General features: G+C 61.7%; 20 protein-coding genes. 9 read left to right on the top strand and 11 right to left on the bottom strand.

Features of this window, described 5'->3' with window-relative positions:
• Nucleotides 1–59 precede the first annotated feature (59 nt).
• From J2Z75_RS11350 to trxA, 6 genes are all read left to right on the top strand, one after another.
• On the top strand, nt 60–2,540 hold the full coding sequence (locus J2Z75_RS11350; RefSeq protein ID WP_209852048.1) for a PAS domain-containing sensor histidine kinase: 2,481 nt from the start codon (nt 60–62) through the stop codon (nt 2,538–2,540).
• Nucleotides 2,540–4,030, top strand: a complete 1,491-nt coding sequence (tsaE, locus tag J2Z75_RS11345) for a tRNA (adenosine(37)-N6)-threonylcarbamoyltransferase complex ATPase subunit type 1 TsaE (RefSeq protein WP_209852045.1) — start codon at nt 2,540–2,542, stop codon at nt 4,028–4,030. The genes J2Z75_RS11350 and tsaE overlap by 1 nt, the downstream gene beginning before the upstream one ends.
• Before the next feature lie 42 nt (nt 4,031–4,072).
• Nucleotides 4,073–4,819 (top strand): nucleotidyltransferase family protein, encoded by a 747-nt coding sequence (locus J2Z75_RS11340; protein WP_209852043.1) that lies wholly within the window; start codon nt 4,073–4,075, stop codon nt 4,817–4,819.
• A 4-nt stretch (nt 4,820–4,823) separates the two neighbouring features.
• A complete protein-coding gene (gene addB, locus J2Z75_RS11335; RefSeq protein WP_209852040.1) occupies nt 4,824–8,015 on the top strand; it encodes a double-strand break repair protein AddB in 3,192 nt (1,063 codons plus the stop codon).
• On the top strand, nt 8,005–11,571 hold the full coding sequence (gene addA / locus J2Z75_RS11330) for a double-strand break repair helicase AddA (protein WP_209852252.1): 3,567 nt from the start codon (nt 8,005–8,007) through the stop codon (nt 11,569–11,571). The genes addB and addA overlap by 11 nt, the downstream gene beginning before the upstream one ends.
• A gap of 90 nt (nt 11,572–11,661) precedes the next feature.
• The gene (gene trxA / locus J2Z75_RS11325) at nt 11,662–11,985 is read left to right on the top strand and encodes a thioredoxin (protein WP_060640366.1); all 324 of its coding nucleotides are present in this window, start codon (nt 11,662–11,664) and stop codon (nt 11,983–11,985) included.
• A gap of 60 nt (nt 11,986–12,045) precedes the next feature.
• Here the strand turns inward: trxA and J2Z75_RS11320 are convergent, their stop codons facing one another.
• The 6 genes from J2Z75_RS11320 to J2Z75_RS11295 form a co-directional block, all read right to left on the bottom strand.
• Nucleotides 12,046–12,675: a GNAT family N-acetyltransferase gene (locus J2Z75_RS11320; RefSeq protein ID WP_209852037.1), complete on the bottom strand. Its 630-nt coding sequence runs from the start codon at nt 12,673–12,675 to the stop codon at nt 12,046–12,048.
• A gap of 36 nt (nt 12,676–12,711) precedes the next feature.
• Nucleotides 12,712–14,055 carry a bifunctional folylpolyglutamate synthase/dihydrofolate synthase gene (locus J2Z75_RS11315; protein ID WP_209852035.1) on the bottom strand — a complete coding sequence of 448 codons (1,344 nt, stop codon included), beginning with the start codon at nt 14,053–14,055 and terminating at the stop codon, nt 12,712–12,714.
• Between the two features lie 120 nt (nt 14,056–14,175).
• Nucleotides 14,176–15,090, bottom strand: a complete 915-nt coding sequence (gene accD, locus J2Z75_RS11310; protein ID WP_209852032.1) for an acetyl-CoA carboxylase, carboxyltransferase subunit beta — start codon at nt 15,088–15,090, stop codon at nt 14,176–14,178.
• Nucleotides 15,091–15,139: 49 nt separating this feature from the next.
• Nucleotides 15,140–15,979, bottom strand: a complete 840-nt coding sequence (trpA, locus tag J2Z75_RS11305) for a tryptophan synthase subunit alpha (RefSeq protein ID WP_209852029.1) — start codon at nt 15,977–15,979, stop codon at nt 15,140–15,142.
• A gap of 4 nt (nt 15,980–15,983) precedes the next feature.
• Entirely contained in the window at nt 15,984–17,204 is a 1,221-nt protein-coding gene (gene trpB, locus J2Z75_RS11300; protein WP_209852026.1) for a tryptophan synthase subunit beta, read from the bottom strand.
• Nucleotides 17,201–17,890 carry a phosphoribosylanthranilate isomerase gene (locus tag J2Z75_RS11295; RefSeq protein WP_209852022.1) on the bottom strand — a complete coding sequence of 230 codons (690 nt, stop codon included), beginning with the start codon at nt 17,888–17,890 and terminating at the stop codon, nt 17,201–17,203. Before J2Z75_RS11295 ends, trpB begins: the two co-directional genes overlap by 4 nt.
• Before the next feature lie 137 nt (nt 17,891–18,027).
• Here J2Z75_RS11295 and J2Z75_RS11290 point away from each other — a divergent pair, with 137 nt between their 5' ends.
• Genes J2Z75_RS11290 through J2Z75_RS11280 form a run of 3 tightly spaced genes read left to right on the top strand, consistent with a single transcriptional unit; the run spans nt 18,028 to nt 18,850 of the window.
• Nucleotides 18,028–18,234: a ribbon-helix-helix protein, CopG family gene (locus J2Z75_RS11290; protein ID WP_407692756.1), complete on the top strand. Its 207-nt coding sequence runs from the start codon at nt 18,028–18,030 to the stop codon at nt 18,232–18,234.
• On the top strand, nt 18,228–18,593 hold the full coding sequence (locus J2Z75_RS11285; RefSeq protein ID WP_209852018.1) for a type II toxin-antitoxin system VapC family toxin: 366 nt from the start codon (nt 18,228–18,230) through the stop codon (nt 18,591–18,593). Before J2Z75_RS11290 ends, J2Z75_RS11285 begins: the two co-directional genes overlap by 7 nt.
• A gap of 56 nt (nt 18,594–18,649) precedes the next feature.
• Nucleotides 18,650–18,850, top strand: a complete 201-nt coding sequence (locus tag J2Z75_RS11280; protein WP_209852016.1) for a YqaE/Pmp3 family membrane protein — start codon at nt 18,650–18,652, stop codon at nt 18,848–18,850.
• 11 nt (nt 18,851–18,861) lie between these two features.
• Here the strand turns inward: J2Z75_RS11280 and J2Z75_RS11275 are convergent, their stop codons facing one another.
• The 5 genes from J2Z75_RS11275 to J2Z75_RS11255 form a co-directional block, all read right to left on the bottom strand.
• A complete protein-coding gene (locus J2Z75_RS11275; RefSeq protein ID WP_209852014.1) occupies nt 18,862–19,620 on the bottom strand; it encodes a M48 family metallopeptidase in 759 nt (252 codons plus the stop codon).
• Nucleotides 19,621–19,739: 119 nt separating this feature from the next.
• A complete protein-coding gene (locus J2Z75_RS11270; RefSeq protein WP_209852011.1) occupies nt 19,740–20,168 on the bottom strand; it encodes a DUF2852 domain-containing protein in 429 nt (142 codons plus the stop codon).
• Nucleotides 20,169–20,313: 145 nt separating this feature from the next.
• Nucleotides 20,314–21,588 (bottom strand): polyhydroxyalkanoate depolymerase, encoded by a 1,275-nt coding sequence (phaZ, locus tag J2Z75_RS11265; protein WP_209852008.1) that lies wholly within the window; start codon nt 21,586–21,588, stop codon nt 20,314–20,316.
• Nucleotides 21,589–21,803: 215 nt separating this feature from the next.
• Entirely contained in the window at nt 21,804–22,637 is an 834-nt protein-coding gene (locus J2Z75_RS11260; protein ID WP_209852005.1) for an amidohydrolase family protein, read from the bottom strand.
• Nucleotides 22,634–23,653, bottom strand: a complete 1,020-nt coding sequence (locus tag J2Z75_RS11255; protein WP_209852004.1) for a zinc-binding alcohol dehydrogenase family protein — start codon at nt 23,651–23,653, stop codon at nt 22,634–22,636. Before J2Z75_RS11255 ends, J2Z75_RS11260 begins: the two co-directional genes overlap by 4 nt.
• Nucleotides 23,654–23,684: the final 31 nt, after the last annotated feature.

Here is a 23,684-nt window from a genome sequence, read left to right as displayed (position 1 = left end):
GTCCGTGATTCGGGTTCCCGGCATGTCGATCGTATGTGGTGCAAACGGGGAAGCACGCCATGGAAACAGGTCACTCGAAACGCGCCGGCGGCCGGATTCCGTCTCTGCTGCGCCGCTTCATGGCAAGTTCGGCGCTCGCGGCTTTCGCCGGACCCGCTTTCGCGGCGGCCGAGAGCGTTGCCACGGGCAGCGTCTTCCGATCCTCCGAAGTCGTGACTTTCTCTGTCTTGATCGGCGTCATTTCGGCAGCGATGATCTCGGCCATCTGGCTGATCCGCCAACGCGGCAACATCGAGACCGACAACAGGGAACTGAACACAGCGCTGGCCGATGCCAATCACCGGATTTCCCGGTTTCAGGCGCTGATCGCCGACAAGAACCGCCGGATCGTCGTCTGGGAAGGCCAGTCGAACAAGCCGGAATTCCTGGGCCAGCTGCCGCCCGAGACGGGTGCGCCACAGGACGACCGCGACTTCCTCGCGTTCGGACGCTGGATCAAATCGCAATCGGCATCCGAGCTGGAAAAAGCCATCGAACTGCTGCGCTCACATGCCCAGAGCTTCGATCTCGTCGTCGAAACCAGCCGCAACGAAATCATCGAAGCCCAGGGCCGCGTGTCCGGCGGCCGCGCATTCGTCCGTTTCGTCGCGCTCAACAATCTGCGCGCCGAACTCGCCGAGGTGAAGATGGAGCGCGACCGCCTGCACGGCTCTCTTTCCACCCTTCACGCACTGCTCGATGCGATCGATCTGCCCGTCTGGCAACGCGGGCCGGACGGAACCATCCTCTGGGTGAACGAGGCCTATACCGAAGCCGTGGAGGCAGCCAACCCGGCCGCTGCGGTGAAGGAGAGCCGGGAGCTTCTGGCGACCGTCGCCCGCGAAAAGATCCGCGCCCTCAGCACATATGATTCGCCCTATCGCGAAAAGGTCTCCACCGTCGTCAGGGGCAACCGGACGTTTTTCGACGTGGTGGACGCCAAGAGCGCGAGCGGATCTGCGGGCATGGCCATCAACGTCTCCGACGTCGAGGCGGTCCGCGAGGAACTGAACCGCACCCTGAAAAGCCATGCCGAAACGCTCGATCACCTGGCAACGCCGGTCGCCATCTTCGACGGCAGCCAGCGGCTGCAGTTCTACAACCAGGCTTTCCAGCGCCTGTGGGATCTCGATATGGGTTTTCTCGAGCGTAAGCCGGGCAATGGCGAAATCCTCGACCGTCTGCGCGCCGTCGGCAAGCTGCCGGAGCAGTTGAACTGGAAACAGTGGAAAGATTCGGCGCTTGCAGTCTATCAGGCGATCGAGACGCAATCCGACCTCTGGCACCTGCCGAATGGCCAGACCCTGCGTGTCTTTGCGACCGCCCGGCCGCAAGGCGGCGCCACCTGGGTATTCGAGAACCTGACGGAAAAGGTCGATCTGGAAACACGCTACAACACGCTGGTCCAGGTCCAGGGCGAGACCATCGACCACCTGTCGGAAGGCGTGGCCGTGTTCGGGCCTGATGGCCGTATCAAGCTGTCCAACCCGGCATTCCGTGCGCTCTGGGGCGTCAGCGAGCTGGAAGCCAAACCCGGTACCCATATCCGCGCCATCGAGCAGGCCTGCGCGCCGTCCTACGACCAGCCGGACGGCTGGAAGCGGTTCTCGCATCTCATCACCAGCTTCGATGACGAACGCCCGTCCTGCCAGGGCATTCTCGAACTGCGGACCGGACTGATCCTCGATTTCGCGGTCATTCCGCTGCCCAATGCCCAGACCATGCTGACCTTCGTCAACATCACCGACAGCGCACGGGTCGAACGCGCGCTGACGGAAAAGAACGATGCACTCAGAATGGCGGACCATCTGAAGAACGATTTCGTCCAGCACGTCTCCTATGAGCTGCGCTCGCCGCTGACCAACATCATCGGCTTTGCCGATCTGCTGAAGACGCCGGCCTTCGGCGCCCTGACGGAACGGCAGGCGGAATATGTCGATCATATCTCGACCTCGTCCTCGCTGCTCCTGACGATCGTCAACGACATCCTCGATCTCGCCACCGTCGATGCCGGCATCGTCGAGCTCGACCTGTCGGAAATCAACCTGACGGATTTTCTCGACGAGGTTGCCCTGCAAATGGCCGACAGGCTGCAGGAAAGCGCCGTGACGCTGCAGATCGATACGCCGGACATGCTCGGGCTGTTCGTCGCCGACCACCAGCGACTGAAGCAGATCCTCATCAAGCTGCTCACCAACGCCGCCAATTTTGCGCCGGACGGCAGCACGATCAGCCTGAAATGCCGCCGCGACGCCAGCGACTTCGTCTTCAGCGTTACCGACAACGGTGCCGGCATTCCGCAGGATATTCTCGATACGGTGTTCAACCGTTTCGAAAGCCATGGCCAACACGGCGGCGCCGGCCTTGGTCTCTCCATCGTCGAAAGCTTCGTCAGCCTTCACCACGGCACCGTGTCGATCCGCAGCCGCGAAGGCGAAGGCACGGAAGTCACCTGCCGCATCCCCTCCGGCGACCTGCCGAGAATCGCAGCGGCCGAATAATGCAGGCAATCGAGCTCATCCTCAAGGACGAGGCAGCCACTATCGAGCTCGGCGAGGATCTGGCGCTGGCATTGAAGGCCGGCGACTGTCTCGCCCTTTCCGGCGACCTCGGTGCCGGAAAGTCGACACTGGCCCGCGCCTTCCTGCGCGCCATGGCGGACGACGAGGCACTGGAGGTCCCGAGCCCCACCTTCACGCTGGTGCAAAGCTACGATCTGCGCATTCCCGTCTCGCATTTCGATCTCTACCGGCTGGCGGATGTGTCCGAACTCGATGAACTCGGTTTCGACGAGGCTCTGTCGGACGGCATCTGCCTGGTGGAATGGCCGGAAAATGCCCTGGCGGCACTGCCGAAGACGCGGCTGACGGCCAGTTTTTCGCATCTTGACGACGGACGCCAGCTGACAATTTCGGGCGATGCGGCTGCTCTGGCGCGGATCGAGCGCAGTCTTGCAATCCGAAATTTCCTGCGGGCGCGCGGGTATGGTCAGGCCAGGCGCCGTCATCTCAGCGGCGATGCTTCGGCGCGCGCCTATGAGCGCATCCTGATGCCCGGAGAACAACCGCACATCCTGATGGATTCGGCCCGCCACAAGCCCGGACCTATCCTTCAGGATGGAAAATACTACCAGCAGCTTGCCCATCTGGCCGAGGACGTCATTCCCTTCGTCGCCATTGACCGCGATATACGGGACAAGGGATTCTGCGCGCCGAAAGTCTATGAAAGCGATCTCGACGCCGGCATCCTCCTGATCGAAGACCTCGGCAGTGATGGCGTTCTGGATACTGACGGACAGCCGATTGCCGAACGGTATCTTCAGAGTGTTCGCGTCCTTGCCCATCTGCATGCGCAGCCTGTAACGCGCGACATCGCGCTTTCCGGAACGGTCACACACCACATCCCCGATTTCGATCGCACCGCGATGAAGATCGAAACCAGCCTGCTGATCGACTGGTACCTGCCGTGGAAACGCGGCGAGAAAGCATCCGACGCGGAGCGTGCCGGTTATTTTGCTGTCTGGGATCATCTGATCGATCTGCTCGCCACATCGGAAACGAAGCTGCTGCTGCGCGATTTCCATTCGCCGAACATCATCTGGCGCAGCGGACAGGCCGGATTCGATCGCGTCGGCATCATCGATTTCCAGGATGCGATGATCGGCCCAACGGCCTATGACGTGGCATCGATCACACAGGATGCCCGCGTCACGATCGAGCCGGATTTTTGCCGCGACATGGTGGCGCTTTACTGCTCGGAGCGTCGCGCGCTCGGCGATTTCGACGAAGCGACGTTCCGGCGGGACTGGCACCTGATGTCCGCCCAGCGCAATTGCAAGCTCGTCGGCATCTGGGTCCGGCTGATGCAACGTGACGGCAAGCCGTTCTACATGAAGCACATGCCGCGGACATTCTCCTATCTTGAAGTGGCGCTTCAGCACGAAGCGCTCGCGCCCTTGCGCGATTGGTGCATAAAGGCTGGAATCCTCTAAACCGAATCACCGGTTGACGATTCACTGGATCAAGTGCTGCCGATGCCTATCAACCCAAGGCCCATCAAGAACGCCATGGTGCTCGCCGCAGGGCTCGGCACCCGCCTGCGGCCCATCACCGACACCATGCCGAAGCCGCTTGTGCCGATCGCGGACAAGCCGATGATCGATTATGTGCTGGATCTCCTGGACGGCGCCGGCGTGGAGACGGTAGCAGTCAACGTCCATCATTTCGCCGACAGTATGGAAGCACATCTGGCAAAGCGAAGCCGGCCAAGGATCGTCATTTCCGATGAGCGGGCAGCACTGATGAATTCCGGCGGGGGGCTCGCCAAGGGATTGAAACTGCTCCCCGAGGGGCCGGTTCTGGTGATGAATGCCGATCTTTTCTGGGTGGGTGAAAAACCGGGTTCGCCGTCCAATCTGGAGCGGTTGGCCTCCTTCTTCGACCCGCAAACCATGGACATGGCGCTGCTTTGCGTGCGCAACGAGAATACCACCGGCCACAGCGGCAAGCTGGATTTCTCGCTCGATGCGCAAGGACGGCTTTCGCGCTATAAGGATGGCATGGAAAACCCTGTCGTCTATGCGGGCGCAATCGCCATGCACAGCCGGCTTTTCGCCGACGCGCCGGAGGATGCCTTCAACCTCAACATCTATTTCGACCGGGCGATTGCGAACAACAGGCTTTTCGGCATTGTTCTCGAGGGGCACTGGCTGACAGTTGGAACGCCGGAAGCAATAGGCGAAGCCGAGAATACCATCCGCCGCTTCGAAGCAGGAGCCTGATGGCGTGACGGACACCGTCTCCAACGTCTTCACCATTCCGCCCGGGCTTCCGTTCCTGAAGACCCTGGTCGAAACGCTATGTTCCGGCGATCTGGTTCCCGGGTTTTGCTACGATACGGCCGATCCGCTGTCGCTTGCCGGCGTGACGATTTTCGTGCCGACCCGGCGTTCGGCCCGCGTGCTGCGCTCGGAACTGGTCGATTGCCTGGGCGGCCGCTCGGCGATCCTGCCGATGATCCGGGCGCTGGGGGAAACCGATGACGATAGCGGTTTCTTCGACGCCGAGATCCCGGCAATCCTCGACCTTGCGCCGCCTTTGCCCAACACAGCCCGGCTGATCGAGCTTGGCCGGCTGATTCTCGCCTGGCGCAACCAGCTACCGAAAGCCGTGCTCGACGTGCATGCCGAAAGCCCGCTGATTGCACCCGCCAGCCCCGCCGACGCGATCTGGCTGGCGCGTAATCTCTCCGAGATCATCGATGCGATGGAAACGGAAGAGCTAGATTGGGCAGCGCTCGACAATCTCGATGCCAACGACCATGCCCTGTGGTGGCAGCTGACGATCGAATTCCTGAAGATCGCCAGCGTCTATTGGCCGGAACGACTGGAAGAGCTCAAGCAGTCCTCCCCGGCCCGCCATCGCAACGCCATCCTCGAAGCGGAAGCCCAGCGCATCGCCGACGGCAAGGTCACCGGGCCGATCATCATCGCGGGGTCCACGGGGTCCATTCCAGCCACCGCGAAGCTCGTCGCCGCCGTGCAGAAGCTCCCGAACGGCACCATCGTCCTTCCCGGTCTCGACCAGACAATGAGTGACGTGGAATGGATGATGATTGCGCCCGAAACCGAGACCCTGGCCGGCAGGCCCGATCCGGCAAGCCGCAGCCATCCGCAATACGGCTTTTTCCGCCTGCTGAAACGCATGGGGATCGCCCGCCACGCGGTATCGGTTCTCGGCGCCCCGGAGCCAGATCTCAACTATCGGGCAGAGCTGATCTCGCACGCCCTGCTGCCGGTTCAGGCGACCAGCAGCTGGACAGCGCTTCGCGGCGAGATCGATCCAGGCAGGCTCGCGGAAGCCTTTGCTGATGCTGCCCTGATCGAAACCGCCAATGAACGCGAGGAAGCGACAGCGATCGCCATCGCCCTGCGCCTTGCGCTCCACGGGAGCGAGGAAAGCCAGGCTGCCCTCATCACCCCCGATCGCGACCTTGCGCGCCGCGTGGCCGCCGAACTGATGCGCTTCGGCATCGAGGCCGACGATTCGGCCGGCACGCCGCTGTCTTCCACCGGACCTGGCAGCCTGACGCGATTGCTGCTCGAGGCGGCTTTGCGGCCGGGCGATCCGGTATCCGTAACAGCCCTTCTCAAGCATCCTCTGGCGCGTTTCGGACTATCCACCGAGGCGATGAACGAGGCAGCCGGGACGCTGGAACTGATGGCGCTGCGTGGCGGCACCGGCAGCGCCGATATTTCGGAGCTCGAGGTTCTGCTCGACCAGACACTCCGGCGCGAAGCCGGGAAAAAACATCTGCCGGAATGGCGCGGCCATATCGATGACGACGCAATCGAGAGAGCTCTCGACCTGGCCCGACGTATTGCAGCCGCAGCGGAACCGCTGGCCGGCACCTTGGTACGCCACCACAGAAGCGGCCGTGGCCTGACCGCGGCCCTGACGCTTGCCGAATGGGCGGAAAAAACCGGCACGGCTCTGGAAGCAGTGGCGATCGACGAGCGCGGCAGTCTTGCCGGCCTCTGGTCCGGTGAAGCCGGCGAAACACTAGCGACACTCCTACGCTCCATTATCGATACGGATGGCCAGCTGACGGCCGATGGGCCACAATGGAGCGACATCGTCGAGGCGCTTTCGGCGAGCGAATCGATCAAGCCGCGCTCGATGCGCCATCCCCGCGTGTTCATTTTCGGCGCGCTCGAATCCCGCCTGCAGAGTGTCGATCTGGTGGTGCTCGGCGGCATGAACGAAGGCACCTGGCCGGGGCAGACGGCGAATGATCCGTTTCTGTCGCGAACGATGAAGACATCCATCGGCCTGGAGCCGCCGGAGCGGCGGATCGGCCAGCTGGCCCACGATTTCCAGATGGCCTGCGGTACCCGCAAGCTGATCCTGACGCGGGCAATGCGCAAGGGCGCGACACCGACTGTGGCCTCCCGCTGGCTACAGCGGCTTCTGGCCGTCGGCGGCAAGGCATTTGCCGGAAAACTGCGTGAAAACAGCCGGGATTATCAGCAATGGGCCGGCATGCTCGATCAGGGCGTCACCCAGCCATTGGCCAAAAGGCCCGAACCGAAGCCACCGGCGGACCAGCAGCCGCGCAGCTATTCCTTCAGCGAGGTGAGCCGGCTGCGGCGCGATCCCTATGCTGTTTACGCCCGGCGTATCCTGCGCCTGCAGCCGATCGATCCGTTCAACCGCGATCCCGGGGCCGCCGAGCGCGGTACACTCTACCACAAGATCGTCGAGCGCTTCGTCCGCGCCGGGCTGGATGCCGCATCGCCGGAAGCCCAAGCGGAAATGAGCCGGATTCTCAACGAGGCTTTCGACGAGCAGGCCCTGCCCGCCCATATCGATATCGTCTGGCGGCCGCGCTTTGCCGCCGTCGGCAAGGCCTTCATCGACTGGGAAATCGGCAGGCAGCCGGATATCCGCAAGAGCTTTACCGAACTCTATGCATCGATGGAGCTCGGCGTTTCGGATATCAAGCTGACGGGCATCGCCGACCGTATCGATATTCTCGGTGACGGCAGCGCCGTGATCGTCGACTACAAGACGGGATCGACGCCCTCCATCAACGAGGCACGCGCCCTGCTCGATCCGCAGCTCGCACTGGAAGCGGCCGCCCTCAAGGCCGGCGCCTTCAAGGGTGCCGGGTCGAAACATCCACAATCGCTGCTCTATGTCCGCCTGAAACCCGGCGAACGGTTTGCCGTTCAGGAGGTCAACAACGAGCATGCCAAGGCGCGGGCCAACGTCGAGACCAAATCGGCGGATCAGCTCGCCGAAGACTCGCTGAAGGAACTGACCGGGCTTCTCGCCGCGCTGATGAGCGGTAAATACGGCTTTGCCTCCCGGCTGATCGTGCAGAAGGAACGCGATTACGGCGGCGAGTACGACCATCTGGCCCGCGTCGCCGAATGGGCGACAGCCGAAGGCGAGGATGACAGTAGTGAAGGATGACGATTTCGGCCCTCTCGATCCCTCGCCGCAGGCCTGGCTCGACTGGACCTCGGCCAAGCAGGCGCTCGCTTCCGATCCGGCGCGTTCCGCCTGGGTGTCGGCCAATGCCGGTTCCGGCAAGACGCATGTGCTGACTCAGCGCGTTATCCGGCTTCTGTTGTCCGGCTGCCGGCCTTCGGCGATCCTGTGCCTCACCTATACCAAGGCCGCCGCATCCGAAATGTCCAACCGCGTTTTCGAGCGGCTGGCCGAATGGGTGACGCTGGACGACGACGCGCTGAATGACCGGATCGCCGCGATCGAGGGCGAAAGGCCGGATCTCCTGAAGCGTCAGGAGGCGCGGCGATTGTTTGCCCGCGCGTTGGAGACGCCGGGCGGATTGAAGATCCAGACGATCCACGCCTTCTGCGAGGCGCTGCTGCACCAGTTTCCGCTCGAAGCCAATGTCGCCGGCCATTTCTCCGTTCTGGACGACCGCGCCTCCGCCACGCTCCTGGCCGATGCCCGCCGGGCGCTCTTGACCGCGACCGCCAGCGAGGATGACCACGAACTGACGGAAGCCTTTGCCACCGTGCTCGATCTGGCCGACGATACCGGGCTGGAAAAGCTGCTGTCGGCGATCGTCGCCAACCGCACGCCCGTACAGGTCTTTCTGGACGGCGCGGGGCGAAAGGGCGGCATCGATCCGGCGCTTCGATCAGCTCTCGGTCTCGGCGCGGATGAGACGACACAGACGGCGTTAGCCGGATTCTGGCCTCTCAAGGGTCTCAACGGCGCAGCGCTCGAACGCTATATCGGCATGGCGCAATCGACCGGCGGAGCCAAGGTCACGGAGTTTGCCGATGGTCTGCGCGCGGTCGCCAAACTCGGCGATCCGCTGCAGCGCTACCACGCGCTTATCGGACTGTTCTTCACCCAGGCCGGAAAACCGAGAGCGGATTCGGCCTTCCTGTCGAAAGCGATGCGCGACAAGGCGCCGGATCTGGAAGACCTTGTCACCGCCGCCCGCGACCACATCGTCGGTGCCACCAACCGCCTCAACCTCATCGCCATGTTCGAGGCAACCAAGGCGGCGCTGGTGCTTGCCGACCGGCTGAACGCCGACTACGAGGACATCAAGAAGAGCCGCAGCCAGCTGGATTTCGACGACCTGATCAACCGAACGGCAACGCTTTTGTCGCGCGGCGATGTCAGCCGCTGGATTCACTACAAGCTCGATCAAGGCATCGATCACATCCTCGTTGACGAGGCGCAGGATACCAGCCCGGTGCAGTGGACGATCATCCAGTCGCTGGCGGAGGATTTCTTCTCCGGCGAAACGGCACGTGGCAGCAACCGGACGATGTTTGCCGTCGGGGACGAGAAACAGTCGATCTATTCGTTCCAGGGCGCCCGTCCCGAACGGTTTTCCGACGAGAGCGTCGAGACCGAACGGCGGGTCCGCGACGGCGGCAAGGCCTTCAGCCCGATCCGGCTGCAGCTGTCCTTCCGCTCGACGGAAGACGTGCTGTCGGCCGTCGATACCGTGTTTGAAAATCCGGCCCATGCCCGCGGGCTCAGCGCCCGCAACGACGCCGTCGTGCATGCCTCCAACCGCATCGGCCATCCGGGGCTGGTCGAGGTCTGGGATGCGATCGCGCCAGCCGACAGCATTCAGGAGGACGACTGGACCGCCGCCTTCGACGCGACGCCCGAGGATGCGCCGGCCAATATCCTGGCGCAGCGCATCGCCAGCGTGCTTGCCGACTGGATCGGCAAGGAAACGGTGATTGAAAAGGGCGTCAGGCGGCCGATGCAGCCCGGCGATATCATCGTTCTCGTGCGCAAGCGCGACGCCTTCGTCAATGCGCTGACCCGGGCGCTTAAGACCCGCCGGAATATCCCCGTTGCCGGTGCCGACCGGCTGGTGCTGACCAACCATATCGCCGTTCAGGACCTGATGGCGCTCGGCCGCTTCGTGCTTTTGCCGCAGGATGACCTGTCGCTGGCCGCTGTTCTCAAAAGTCCGCTGTTCGATCTCAACGAAGAGGATATCGCAGCACTCGCCATCGGCCGGCCCCTTTCGGTCAGCGTCTGGCAAAACCTGCTGGATTTCGGCGCCGACGAAACCAGCCGCTATCACGCGGCCATGCGGAAGCTGCAGCGATACAGGGCATTGTCGCGCACCCTGCCCGTCCATGATTTTTATGCCCTGATCCTTGGCCATGACGGTGGCCGTGCCGCCTTTCTCGGAAGGCTTGGCACGGAGGTCAGCGACATCCTCGACGAATTCCTGACCTTTGCGCTCGACCATGAGAAGAACGGGTTGCCGGGGCTGCAGGCCTTTATCTCCGGACTGGAGATGGAAGCTCCCACCGTCAAGCGCGAGCAGGACAAGGAGCGCAACGAAGTCCGCATCATGACGGTGCACGCCGCCAAGGGGCTGGAGGCACCGGTCGTCTTCCTGGTCGACGGCGGCGGCAAGGCCTTCAATTCGCAGCATGTCTCCGGCCTGCGCATGATCAAGCGGGACGACGGCCAGGACGCACCCCCGCTTCCGGTCTGGCGGCCGCCGGGTGCTGCCTCCAACACGCTGGTCGATGCGGATACGGACCGGCTGAAAATCGCGGCCGAGGAAGAGTACCGCCGGCTTCTCTATGTCGGCATGACACGCGCGGCCGACCGGCTGATCGTCTGCGGCTACCAGGGCAAGCGCGCCAATCCCGACAGTTGGCACGCAATGGTGACCGCCAGCCTCTCCGCCGATGACCACGGCCGCAGCACGCCGACGACGTTTTCCGCCGGCGATCAGGAGTGGACGGGCCATCGCTGGCGGGTGTCCGCCATCGGCCGCGATCTGCAGACACAGGATACGGACAACCAGGCGGTGGAAGCACGGTACATAGGCCTGCCGGCAGCGCTCTTGCAGCCGCTGCCGCCGCAACGGCATCTGCCGCGCCCGCTCAGCCCTTCGGGGGCCGGGGCCGTCATCGATGAAGAGGATACCGACACGATCGTCGGATCGGCGCTGTTTTCGCAAAAACCCGGCGCCAACACATCACTGCTGCGCGGCGCGCTGCTGCACCGGTTCCTGCAGGTGCTGCCGTCGATCGCACCGGACGAGCGCCAGGCCGCGGCCGAGCGTTACCTGCTGCGCTCCGTCCCGCGCTGGTCTGCGCCTGAGCGGCAGGCCCTGACCCAATCGGTTCTCAACGTGATCGAGCACCCCGAGCTGGTTGCGCTGTTTTCAGAGACCAGCCGGGCGGAAGTGGCCGTGATGGGTACCCTGAAACTCGGCGCGAGGGATTTTGCCGTGTCGGGCCGCATCGACCGGCTGGCCGTGTCCGGAAACACCGTTGTCATCGCCGACTTCAAGACAAACCGCGAAATCCCGGTATCGCCGGAAGCGATCCCCTTCGTCTACCGGGCGCAGCTTGCAATCTACCGCGCCCTGCTGGAGCCGCTTTATCCCGATCACGCGTTCCAATGCGTGCTGATTTATACCGAAGGTCCCTCGGTACTCACCTTGCCGCAGGAGATGCTCGACAGGAGCCTTGTGGACCTCGCGACAAAGTGAGATAGGAATGGCATTGAAAAGCTGACGCTCAACCATCACATGATGGACAACCGTTCGAAGAACGCCGATTTCGAAACCAAGGAGCAGCCTATGGCTACCGTAAAAGTCGATACTTCCAATTTTCAGGACGAAGTCCTGAACTCCGTCGAGCCTGTCATCGTCGATTTCTGGGCCGAATGGTGCGGCCCCTGCAAGATGATCGCTCCGAGCCTGGAAGAAATTTCCGTTGAAATGGCCGGCAAGGTCAAGGTTGCCAAGGTCAATATCGACGAGAACCCGGAAATCGCCGCCCAGTATGGCGTACGTTCCATCCCGACGCTCGCCATGTTCAAGGCCGGCGAAGTGGCCGACATCAAGGTGGGTGCCGCGCCGAAGACAGCACTGACATCCTGGATTTCCAACGCAGCCGCCTAATTGACATCTGGAATCGAATTGAAAAGCCCGGGAAACCGGGCTTTTTTCGTCTCGGATCGGTCATTCGGTGTTGGCAGCAATTTCCAGCAACGGGATATGGGGTGCTGCGGTTCTGGGCAACAGGCCCGACAGACGCGGATCGTCGTGGACTTCGACCATCAGTGCGTAGGGCTTGAAGCCGGAGCGCTGATAGAACCCGACAGCGGCCGGATGATCGAATGTGCAGGTGTGCAGCCAGAAACGATCGATCGGCTGCGTCCACGCCCTGGCAATCGCCTGGTTCATCAGGAAGCGTCCCGCGCCCTTGCCGATCGCATCCTTGACCACGCCGAAATAGACAAGTTCGCATTCGCCGGAAACCCGGAAGTCGAGCTCCACCAAGCCGATATTGCGGGTGCCATCGCGCAACGCGTATGTCTCCATCGACGGATGATCAAGAATATCGCGAACCGCGTCATCGCCGATCTCCAGCATCGACACCCACAACCAGTCTTCGCCGACCTCGCGAAACAGGCGCCGGTAGATATCGAGATTCTGCGGACCCAGTCGCACCAGGTCGAGTGGCGATTCCGGCAGCCTGTTCATATCCGGCGGCCGCTTGCGCATCTCCAGGAATGTCACAACGTTGGCAACCTTGCCCGGCGGAACGGGCGAATAGCCTTCCGGCAATTCGGGATTGTTGTCGTTCATTCGTTTGCCTTGTCGAGGAATTGCAGTCCGCCCAGCTTATCTGGGCGGGGTTCCGTTGTCGGCCAGCACGTCGCCGACCAGATAGAGCGAGCCGCCGATCAGGATGCGTGGCGCGACCGGATCGTCGTCAAACATGGCGGTGATCGCACCTAGCGCTTCGGCAACCGACGAGACCGCACCAGCTTCGAATCCAGCCGTAACCGCGTCGTCGGCGAGCGCAACCGCATCTATTCCGGCATCCGAACCGCGGATCGGCACGGTGAATATCTGCTCGGCGAGCCCCTTGAACGCCTTGAAATAACCGACTGGATCCTTGGTGTTGATCATGCCGGTGATCAGGAACAGGGGACGCGGCTCCCGCTCTTCGAGATTGGCCATGGTTTCGGCGATGACCTGGCCGGCGCCCGGATTGTGCCCACCATCGACCCAGATTTCGGAACCCTTCGGCGCGAGAGATGCAAGCTTGCCCTCGGTCAAGCGCTGCAGACGGCCCGGCCAGTCGACCGTCACCAGTCCCTTGTCGATGGAAGCATCGGAAATATCGAACCCGGCCGCCTTCACGGCCCGGATGGCGGCGGCGGCATTGGCGTATTGATGGCGCCCCGGCAGACGCGGCAACGGCAGGTCGGCCAGGCCGAATTCGTCCTGGTAGACGAGCCTGCCGAATTCCTCGTGCGCCATGAAGTCCTGACCATAGACCGACAGCGGGCATTTCAGCCGTTCGGCGATGGAGACGAGCACGTCGCGCGCCGTATCCTCCTCCTGATGGCCAATCACCACCGGGCAGCCACGTTTCATGATCCCGGCTTTTTCGGCGGCGATCAGTTCGACGCGGTCGCCCAGATAGGCCTGGTGATCGAGCGAGATCGGCATGATGACGGAAACGGCGGGGGTCTTGATCACATTGGTCGCGTCGAAACGGCCGCCGAGACCGACTTCAATGATCGCAACATCGGCCGGATGCTCGGCAAACAGTACGAAAGTGACCGCCGTCAGGATTTCGAACACGGTGATCTTCTGGCCGCCATTGGCTTCGCCGACACGACGGACGGCATCCGCCAGAACGGCATCGTTGACCAGCGCACCGCGCTCACCCTTTTTGCCGATGCGGTAACGCTCGTGCCAATTGACGAGATGCGGCGATGTGTGGACATGGACGCTCAGACCGGACGCTTCGAGGATCGCCCGGGAAAAGGCCGTCACCGAACCCTTGCCATTGGTACCGGCCACATGAATGACCGGCGGAAGCCTGTCCTGCGGATTGCCGAGTACGTCGAGCAGCCGGGTGATCCGGTCGAGCGACAGATCGAAGCCCTTGGGGTGCAGGGCCAGCAGCTTGTCGATTTCCTGCCCCGCCTCGCTGACCTGCGTCGTCGTCATCACCCGCTCCTCCAACCGCCGTTGGAGCGCCGAGCGCTCATCAAGCGCGCTCAGAACGCGCCAATTCCAAATCGTCTCATGCCTTCCAGGCGCCCGGACAATCCCGGGCGCACCATGTATTTAGGCGCTGGCTGCCATCGGTATCGCGGCAAGTGCTGTACTGCCATTGAGCTTGGCGGCATCCACCGGCTTCTTCATCAGGATCTTCAGGACGCGGGCAAGCGTATCGGGAATATCGTGGCGCTTGACGACCATGTCGATCATGCCATGCTCCATCAGATATTCCGACGTCTGGAAGCCTTCCGGCAGTTTTTCGCGGATAGTCTGCTCGATAACGCGCTTGCCGGCAAAGCAGATCTCGGCGCCCGGCTCTGCCAGATGCAGATCGCCTAGCATCGCATAGGATGCCGTCACGCCGCCGGTGGTCGGGTTGGTCAGCACGACGATATAGGGAAGACCGGCTTCCTTCAGCATTTGAACCGCGACCGTGGTGCGCGGCAATTGCATCAGCGAGAGGATGCCTTCCTGCATACGGGCGCCGCCCGAGGCCGGGAAGATGACCAGCGGGCATTTTTCCGCGATCGCCTTTTCGAATGCCTTGATGATCGCCTCACCGGCGGCCATGCCGAGCGAGCCACCCATGAAATTGAATTCATGTACGACCCCGACGAGCTTGACGCCACGGCAGCGGCCGACGCCGGCAACGATCGTGTCTTCCAGATCGGTCTTGATCCGGCTGTCGCGCAGGCGATCGACGTATTTCTTCGAATCGCGGAACTTCAACGGGTCCTGCGCCACCTTGGGCTGCGGCAGAGCCTCGTAGACGCCGTCATCGAACAGGTCCTTCAGCCGCGCCTTGGCCGGCATCTTCATGTGGAAGCCGGAGGCGGGAATGACCCATTTGTTCTCTTCGAGATCGCGGTGAAACACCATCTCGCCGGTTTCCGGGCATTTGATCCAGAGATTTTCCGGAACTTCCCGGCGACCGAGCATCGAGTTGATCTTCGGTCGAACGTAATTCGTGATCCAGTTCAAATCCAAACTCCTGAATATTTAAAACCGGTCTGCCTCACAATGTGGGCAATTATTCGGCCGCGACAAGTCTTGCGGAGCGAACGCCGGCGGAAAGGCTGCGAACCAGTGTTTCCACGCCCGGTACCGTTGCTCCTGTCGATTTTCCGTCCGCGGTCAGGCTGGACGCCACCTGGTTGACGATGGCCGTGCCGACGACCACGCCATCGGCCGACGCGCCGATGGCGCGTGCATGCTCAGCCGTCTTGACGCCGAAGCCGACACAGACCGGAAGCTTGGTATGGCCCTTGATCCGCTGGACCGCACCGCCGACAACGGTGGGGTCCGGCAGGGCCGAACCGGTGATGCCGTTCATCGAGACATAATAGACGAAACCGGAGGTGTTTTCGAGAACCTTCGGCAACCGCTTGTCATCCGTCGTCGGGGTCGCCAGCCGGATGAAGTTGATATCCTTCTTCAGGGCCGGGATGCACAGTTCGTCATCCATTTCCGGCGGTAGATCGACAACGATCAGGCCATCGATGCCGCAAGCCAGCGCATCGTCGAGAAAGCGTTCGACGCCGTAGATGTAGATCGGGTTGTAATAGCCCATCATGACGATCGGCGTATCCTGGTCGTCTTCGCGGAAGCGGCGGGCAATTTCCAGCGTCTTTACCAGTGTCTGGCCGCCTTTCAGGGCGCGCTGTCCAGCCAACTGGATCGCCGGGCCGTCGGCCATCGGATCGGAAAAGGGCATGCCAAGCTCGATGATATCGGATCCGGCAGACGGCAACGCCTTCATGATCGCCAGCGACGTGTCGAAATCCGGGTCTCCGCCCATGAAATAGGTGACCAGCGCCGGGCGGCCTTCTGCGGCGAGATCGGCAAATCGTTTGTCCATGCGTGCGGTCATCGTCTTACAGTCCCATTCCAAGCAGCTTGCCGACGGTGAAAATGTCCTTGTCGCCGCGGCCGCAGAGATTCATGACGATGATCTGGTCCTTGTCCATCTTCGGGGCCCGCTTCATGACTTCCGCCAGCGCATGGCTCGGCTCGAGTGCTGGAATGATGCCCTCGAGACGCGTCAGGAACTGGAAGGCCTCCAGCGCCTCATGGTCCATGATCGGCACATATTCGACGCGGCCGGCATCCTTCAGCCATGAATGTTCCGGACCAATGCCCGGATAGTCGAGACCGGCGGAAATGGAATGGCCTTCCTTGATCTGTCCGTCACCGTCCTGCAGCAGATAGGTGCGGTTGCCATGCAGCACGCCCGGAGAACCGGCCGTCAGCGACGCACAATGTTCCTCGCCGTCCAGGCCCTTGCCGCCCGCTTCGACGCCGACGATCTTGACGCTCTGGTCGTCTAGGAAGGGATGGAACAGTCCGATTGCGTTCGATCCGCCGCCGACAGCGGCGACCAGCAAGTCCGGAAGACGGCCTTCGGCCGCCATCATCTGCTCGCGCACTTCCTTGCCGATCACCGACTGGAACTCGCGCACCATTTCCGGATAGGGATGCGGGCCTGCAGCGGTTCCGATCATGTAATAGGTGTCGTCGACATTGGTGACCCAGTCGCGCAAGGCCTCGTTCATCGCGTCCTTCAGCGTGCCGTGACCGGCCGTCACCGGCTTGACCTCGGCGCCAAGCAGCTTCATGCGGAACACGTTCGGCGCCTGCCGCTCGACATCTGTCGCGCCCATGTAGACGACGCAAGGCAGGCCGAAGCGGGCGGCAACGGTGGCGGAGGCAACGCCATGCTGGCCGGCGCCTGTTTCAGCGATGATCCGTGTCTTGCCCATGCGCTTGGCAAGCAGAATCTGGCCGAGGCAATTGTTGATCTTGTGCGAACCGGTGTGGTTGAGCTCGTCGCGCTTGAAATAGATCTTCGCGCCGCCCAGTTCCGCCGTCATGCGCTCGGCGAAATAGAGCGGGCTCGGCCGGCCGGTATAATGGGTGTTGAGGTGCTGGAGTTCCGCCTGGAATGCGGCATCGGTTCTGGCCCTCGTCCACTCGTCCTGCAGATCGAGGATCAGCGGCATCAGGGTTTCGGCGACGAAACGGCCGCCGAAAATGCCGAAGCGGCCATCTTCGTCCGGACCGGCCTTGAACGAATTCAATTTTGGCGTCTCGTTCACTTGCTTCTCCCTGCCAATGCACCATCCCTGGCGATGATGTCCGTCTCCGCGCGGGCGACGGCCTTGAAAAATTCTTCCATGCGATTCAGGTCTTTCACACCCGGCGCACTTTCCACGCCTGACGAGGTATCGACGGCCTTTGCGCCCGTGACCGCCAGGGCCTCGCCGATATTGTCCGCATTCAAACCACCGGAAAGCATGTAATCGACGCTTTCGTCAAGCATATCCAGCAGCCTCCAGTCGAAAGACACGCCGTTACCGCCGGGAAGGTCCGATCCCTTCGGCGGCTTGGCATCGAGCAAAAACCGATCGGCAATGCCTATATAGGGTTCGATCCGCCTCAGATCATCGGCGTCCCGGATCGATAGGGCCTTGATCACCGGCAGCCCATAAACCGCCTTGACGGTCAGAACGCGATCCGGGCTTTCATTGCCGTGAAGCTGCAGCATATCGGGAGACAAGGCCGAGACGATTTCGTCGAGATCGTCATTGTCGGCATCAACCGTCACCGCGACGATCTTCGCCTTGCCGCGAATACGATCGGCGAGGCGGCCTGCGTCATCCGGCTCGATATTGCGCGGGCTTCTGGGGAAAAAGATGAAACCCGCGTGGCTGGCGCCCAGCGCAACGGCCTTGTCGACAGCCTCGGCGGTCTTCAGTCCGCAAATTTTGACTTCCGTTTTCATGCACAGCGACCTGCCATGAAATCATCCGTGAGTCGAGCCTGAAACCGACAAATGCGGGCTTTGTCGCATATCCCAATGACAAGATTTCGACAGAGTGATATCATATATCGATATACAACAGGTGGATTATGAGAACGTTGATCGATATTACAGAGCTTCAGGTTCAAGCGCTTGAAGATATCGCAAAAGCCGAAAAGCTCTCGCGCGCCGCCGTCATCCGGGCTGCGATCGACGAGTATGTTCTGCGCCGCAACCGAGCTGAAACAAACGAAGCCTTCGGGCTTTGGGGCGACGGCGGGATGGATGGGTTGAGCTATCAGGAAAAGGCCCGCAGCGAATGGTGAAGGCACTGTTCGATACCAACATCCTGATCGACTACTTGAACGGCATTCCCCAGGCGCGCGACGAACTCGCCCTTTACGACGAAAGGGGCATCAGCATCATTTCGTGGATGGAAGTCATGGCAGGCGCCGGCGAACACGTGGAACAGGCAACCCGTGCCTTCCTGGCCAGCTTCACGCTGGTCGGACTGACGGCACCGATCGCCGACCTTGCCGTGGCGTTGCGCCGCAAGCGTCCCATCAAGCTCCCGGACGCGATTATCGAGGCATCTGCACAGGCGCATCACATGCTGCTTATCACGCGAGATACGAAGGATTTTGCGACGGATTCCCCGTTCGTCCGCGTCCCCTACACGCTTTAGCCGGTTGCGTGGCCGGCGTGGTTCCCTATATCCGGAATAGAAACACGGAGAACATCATGCGCCTTCTGCTTGCCATCATCCTGCCATGGCTTCAATTTTTCACCATCGGCCGGCCGATTGCGGGGATTGTCTGCCTTATCCTACAGATCACCCTGATCGGCTGGATTCCAGCGGCAATCTGGTCGGTCTATGCGCTGAGCCAGTACAAGACCGACGTGAAGATCAGGGAAGCTCTGGGCAACCAATACCGGCGCTGAGCCGGAGACGCTCAGTCGAAGTCGATTGCGTGCAGCATGGTGCCGTTGCGCTTCAGCCAGCGCTTGGCATCGTCCATCGCAGGACAAAGCTGCTCGCAGAGATCCCAGAAATCAGGCCCGTGGTTCATTTCGCGCAGATGCGCGACTTCGTGGGCGGCGAGATAGTCGATCACCTTCGGCGGCGCCATGACAATGCGCCAGGAGAAACTCAAGGCGCCATCGGCGGCGCAGGAACCCCAGCGGCTGCGGGTATCCTTGAAACTCAGCGACTTCACCTTGCGACCGACCATGCGCGCGTAGATCGACACCAGACGTTCCAGGTCCCTGCGGGCTTCCTTCTTCAGGAAATCCGCGATGCGCCGGCGCAGATGCTCCTCAGCCCCGCTGACGCGAAGCACCGGCTCGTCATCGATGACGACGGCTTCGGTCAGACCGCGAAGCTTGCCGGTGCGTTCGATCCGATGCGCGACCCCGCGCAGCAAAATGGTACCGCCCTCTTCCAATACGCTTTCGCCGGAAAACCGCGCAAGCTTGGTCATCAGCCAACCCTGATGCCGATCGAGGAAGGCGTTGATCTCGCGTTCGGGCAATCCGGCGGGAATCGTCATCTTCAGGGCACGACCGCCGGGCTCGATGCGCAGCGTCATGCGCGTGGCGCGGGCGTTCTGGCGAATGGTCAGAGGCATGACCTTGCCGGCAACATCGACCGTCCGCATCACCGGCGGTGGCGGGGTTTTAGGCTGACGCGACTTTCGAAGCAGGGAGAACATGAGTGTCTTGATAGCCGATTCGTTTGAAGGGCGCATGATCCCGAACAAACGGGACCGCATCAAAAAGAAAAACCGGCACCTTTGGGATGCCGGTTTTGTCTATAGCGCTGATCGCTGGATCAGTTGGCCGGGAAGCCCGGGACCGAACTGGGGCCGCCGGAATTGCGCTCGCGCATGAAACGGTCGAAATCTTCCTGGTCCTTGGCACGTCGCAGTTCGCGGACATACTCATCGAACTGCTCGCGCATTTCATCGAGTTTGCGGCGTTCCTCCTCGAGACGGGACAGTTCAGCGTCGCGCCAGTCGTCGAAGGCAACGTTGCCGGTGCCGAAGCCTGGACGGCCGTAACGCTGGCTCTTCCGCTTGAAGGACGAGCAAAAGCCGTCAACGGTGGCGTTGGCATCCTTCTTGAAGCTCTTCAGCCGTTCGCCGAACAGGATATAGGCAAGCATGGCAAGACCAAGCGGCCAGAAAACCACGAAACCGAGTACCATCATGGCAATGGTCGCGGGCGTCCAGTCCGGACGGATCAATGCAGATTGGTTCATGTTCAGAAGTCCTCGCTCAAAGTGGGCCTCTCCTTCGGGCCCGCTTATTACGAGATGGGAAGAGGCTTGCCCCTCTGCAAGACAATTATCCGCAGATTCCAGCAAGCCCCTGATATCGATCGATGAAATCGATATCTCTTCTCAATCAGGCGGATTTACCGCCCTTGATCACCCGCCGCACCGGCCTGGCGCTGCGGGCGTGCTCGCGGTGGAACGCGGTGATGCGTGGAGCGATTTCGCGACGGAACCGCGATCCGTTGAAGACGCCGTAATGGCCGACATCCGGCTGCATGTAATGCAGGCGCATGTTCTCCGGAATGTTGGTGCAGATGGTCTGAGCGGCCATCGTCTGGCCGACGCCCGAGATATCGTCGTTCTCGCCCTCGACCGTCAGCAGTGCCACCTTGCGGATCGCAGTCGTATCCACTTTCTGGCCGCGATGCATCATTTCGCCCTTTGGAAGCGCGTGCTGCATGAAGACGACGTCGACGGTCTGCAGGTAGAACTCGGCCGTCAGGTCCATCACCGCCATGTATTCGTCGTAGAAATCGCGGTGCTTTTCAGCGGCGTCGCCGTCGTTCTTGACAAGATGTTCGAAGAAATCCTTGGTCGCTGTGACATGGCGGTCGAGATTCATCGACATGAAGCCGGACAGCTGCAGGAAGCCTGGATAGACCGGACGCAGGAATCCGACCTGCGGAAAAGGAACCGGCATCACCACGTTGTCACGGAACCAGCTGAGCGGCTTTTCCTTGGCGAGCTTGTTGACCGCCGTCGGATTGATGCGCGTGTCGATCGGGCCACCCATCAGCGTCATCGAAGACGGCGATAGCGGATCGTCGTTGGATTCCATGAGGGCAACGGCGGCCAGCACCGGAACGGCAGGCTGACAGACGGCGACGACATGCGTATCCGGGCCGAGGAAATGCAACATGTTGATGACGTAGTCGATATAATCGTCGAGGTCGAAGGTGCCTTCCGTCAGCGGCACCGTGCGGGCGTCAATCCAGTCGGTGATGTAGACATCCGATTGCGGCAGTAGCGCCTCGACCGTGCCGCGCAGCAGCGTTGCATAATGCCCCGACATCGGCGCAACGATCAGCACCTTTGGATCGGCAGACCGGTTCTTCGGCAGCGCACGCTCGAAATGGATGAGATTGCAGAAGGGCTCGCGCCAGACGATCCGCTCCTGTACCGCGACCGGACTATCGTCGATCAGCGTCTCGGGCAGGCCGAATTCCGGTTTTCCGTATCGGCGCGTCGTGCGTTCGAACACTTCAAGACCGGCGGCGGCCGCTCGGCCCATATAGGTATGGGAAATCGGGTTCAACGGATTGGCGTAGGCCAGCCGCATGGCATCGGCCGCAGCGCGCCAGGGTGCCATCATCGCGTGGTTCAGTTCATACAACTGGTAAAACATCGGAAGCGTTCTCCTTGTTACCGTAAACGACAACGCCGCTCCCAACCGGACGCAACCTTGCATTCTTGTTCTTCGTGTCCGCAAGTGAGGCCGACACTAGCACTTTTCTTGTGCGACGCAATAAATATGCCGCGTTGCCGGCACGACAAGTGCTGATCAACACCCTGCCACGGAGGGATTTGATACTAGGTAAAGGTGCTTGCGCGAAACTGCCTTCAAATCTCGATCCCGTAGAAGCCGGCAGCCGTCGCGCAAAGCACAGCATTACGGTCGGTTTCATCGAAACCGGCAAGCAGGGCGTTTGCGGCCATCCACCAGTCGCCATAGCTGGCATCGAGATTGACCACCGGCCAATCGCTGCCAAACATCACACGTTGCGGGCCGAAAACGTCCAGCAAGTGCTGCGCATAGGGCTTCAGCTCATCCACCGACCAGCCTGCTCCTGCCTCAGTCACCAGGCCCGAGAGCTTGACGCAGACATTCCGCCGGCGGGCAAGGGCTGCCATATCGGAGCGCCAGGGCTCAAGGATACCCTTGGCAATGAGAGGTTTTGCCCCATGATCGATGACGATGTGTAACTCCGGCAGCCGATCGGCGAGTGCTGCTATCACCGGCACATGGCGCGGCTGAATGAGGACATCCAAACGCAGGCCAAGACCCGGCAGCATTTCGAGCGTGCGAATTGCTTCGCGTTGAAGGATGCAAAACGTATCGTCAATGCCTTGGAGCATCGGACGGATGCCCCTGAATTTCGAATGTCGCTTGAAGCGTTCGAGGTCGGCACGCGCCGTCGGCGACCAGACGTCTACCCAGCCAACAACGGCGGCGACAGTCTCCTCGCGCGCGGCCAAAGCCAGCAGGAATTCCGTTTCCGCCAGGTTTGGCGCAGCCTGAACAAGGACGGTTTTGGCAACGCCGGCCGCGACAAGATGCGGCTTCAGGTCATCCGGTGTAAAATCCCGATAGATCGGCGCGAGGTCCGGTGGCGGCCAGTCGTTATGGCCGAGCCCGAGGCTCCAATAGTGCTGATGGGCGTCGATCCGCATCATGGCGATATCTTGACCACCGCCTTGATCAGCCCTGCCTTTTCATGCGCCCAGCGCGGCAGGTCGTTCACCACATCATCCAGCGTGGTGCGGTGGGTGATCAGCGATTCCACCGGCACCTGACCCGCCCGGATGGATGCGGCCACGTGCTCGAAATCCTGCCGCGTCGCATTGCGGCTACCGACCAGCATCATTTCGCGTTTGTGGAATTCCGGATCGGAGAAGCGGATATCGTCCTTGACGACGCTGACGAAGACGAGGCAACCGCCATGCGCGACGAAGGCGAAGGATTTCTCCATCGAGCCGCCATAGCCGGTGGCATCGAAGACGACGTCGAAACCATCGCCATCCGTCGCCGACTGAACCGCTTCTAAAGCACCATCCCCGGCCAATATGCCTTCGGCAAATCCAAGTCGATCGGCGGCCATATCCAACCGCTCGGCGCTGGCATCGAGAAGCGTGACCTGATGGCCGGCGATGCGGGAGAAAAGCGCTGTTCCAAGACCGATCGGGCCAGCACCGATGACCAGTGCCCTTGATCCCGCCGGAGCGAGAGAACGGCGCACCGCATGTGCGCCGATAGCCAGGAATTCGACGGTCGCCGCCGCTTCCAGCGAAAGATCACCCGCCGGGTAGAGGTTTTCCCCCGGCACCAGGATTTCCTCGCAGAAGGCACCGTCGGTATGCACGCCCAGCACCCTGATCGCCGTGCAGCAGTTGGGCTTGCCCTTCCGGCAGGCGATGCAGATTCCACAGGAAAGATAGGGATTGACGATGACGGGTGTCCCCCGCGCCAGCGAAACCCCTTCGCCGGATTCGATCACGGTTGCCGAAATCTCGTGTCCCATGATGCGGGGATATTCGAGATAGGGGTGCTTGCCTTCGAAAATATGATAATCGGTGCCGCAGATGCCGACATGACTGACGGCCAGCCGCGCCCAGCCCTTCGGCGGCGCGCCAGGCGCAGGTCTGTCGATGATGTCCAGGCGCCCAGGCTCCGGGCAGATCGCCGCTTTCATGGCAGGCAGCTCCTTGCAATCTCGTCCGCAA

Source organism: Rhizobium herbae, from assembly GCF_017873135.1.
In the GTDB taxonomy this organism is placed as follows: Bacteria; Pseudomonadota; Alphaproteobacteria; order Rhizobiales; family Rhizobiaceae; genus Pararhizobium; species Pararhizobium herbae.
This window is presented reverse-complemented; position numbering and strand designations above follow the sequence as displayed.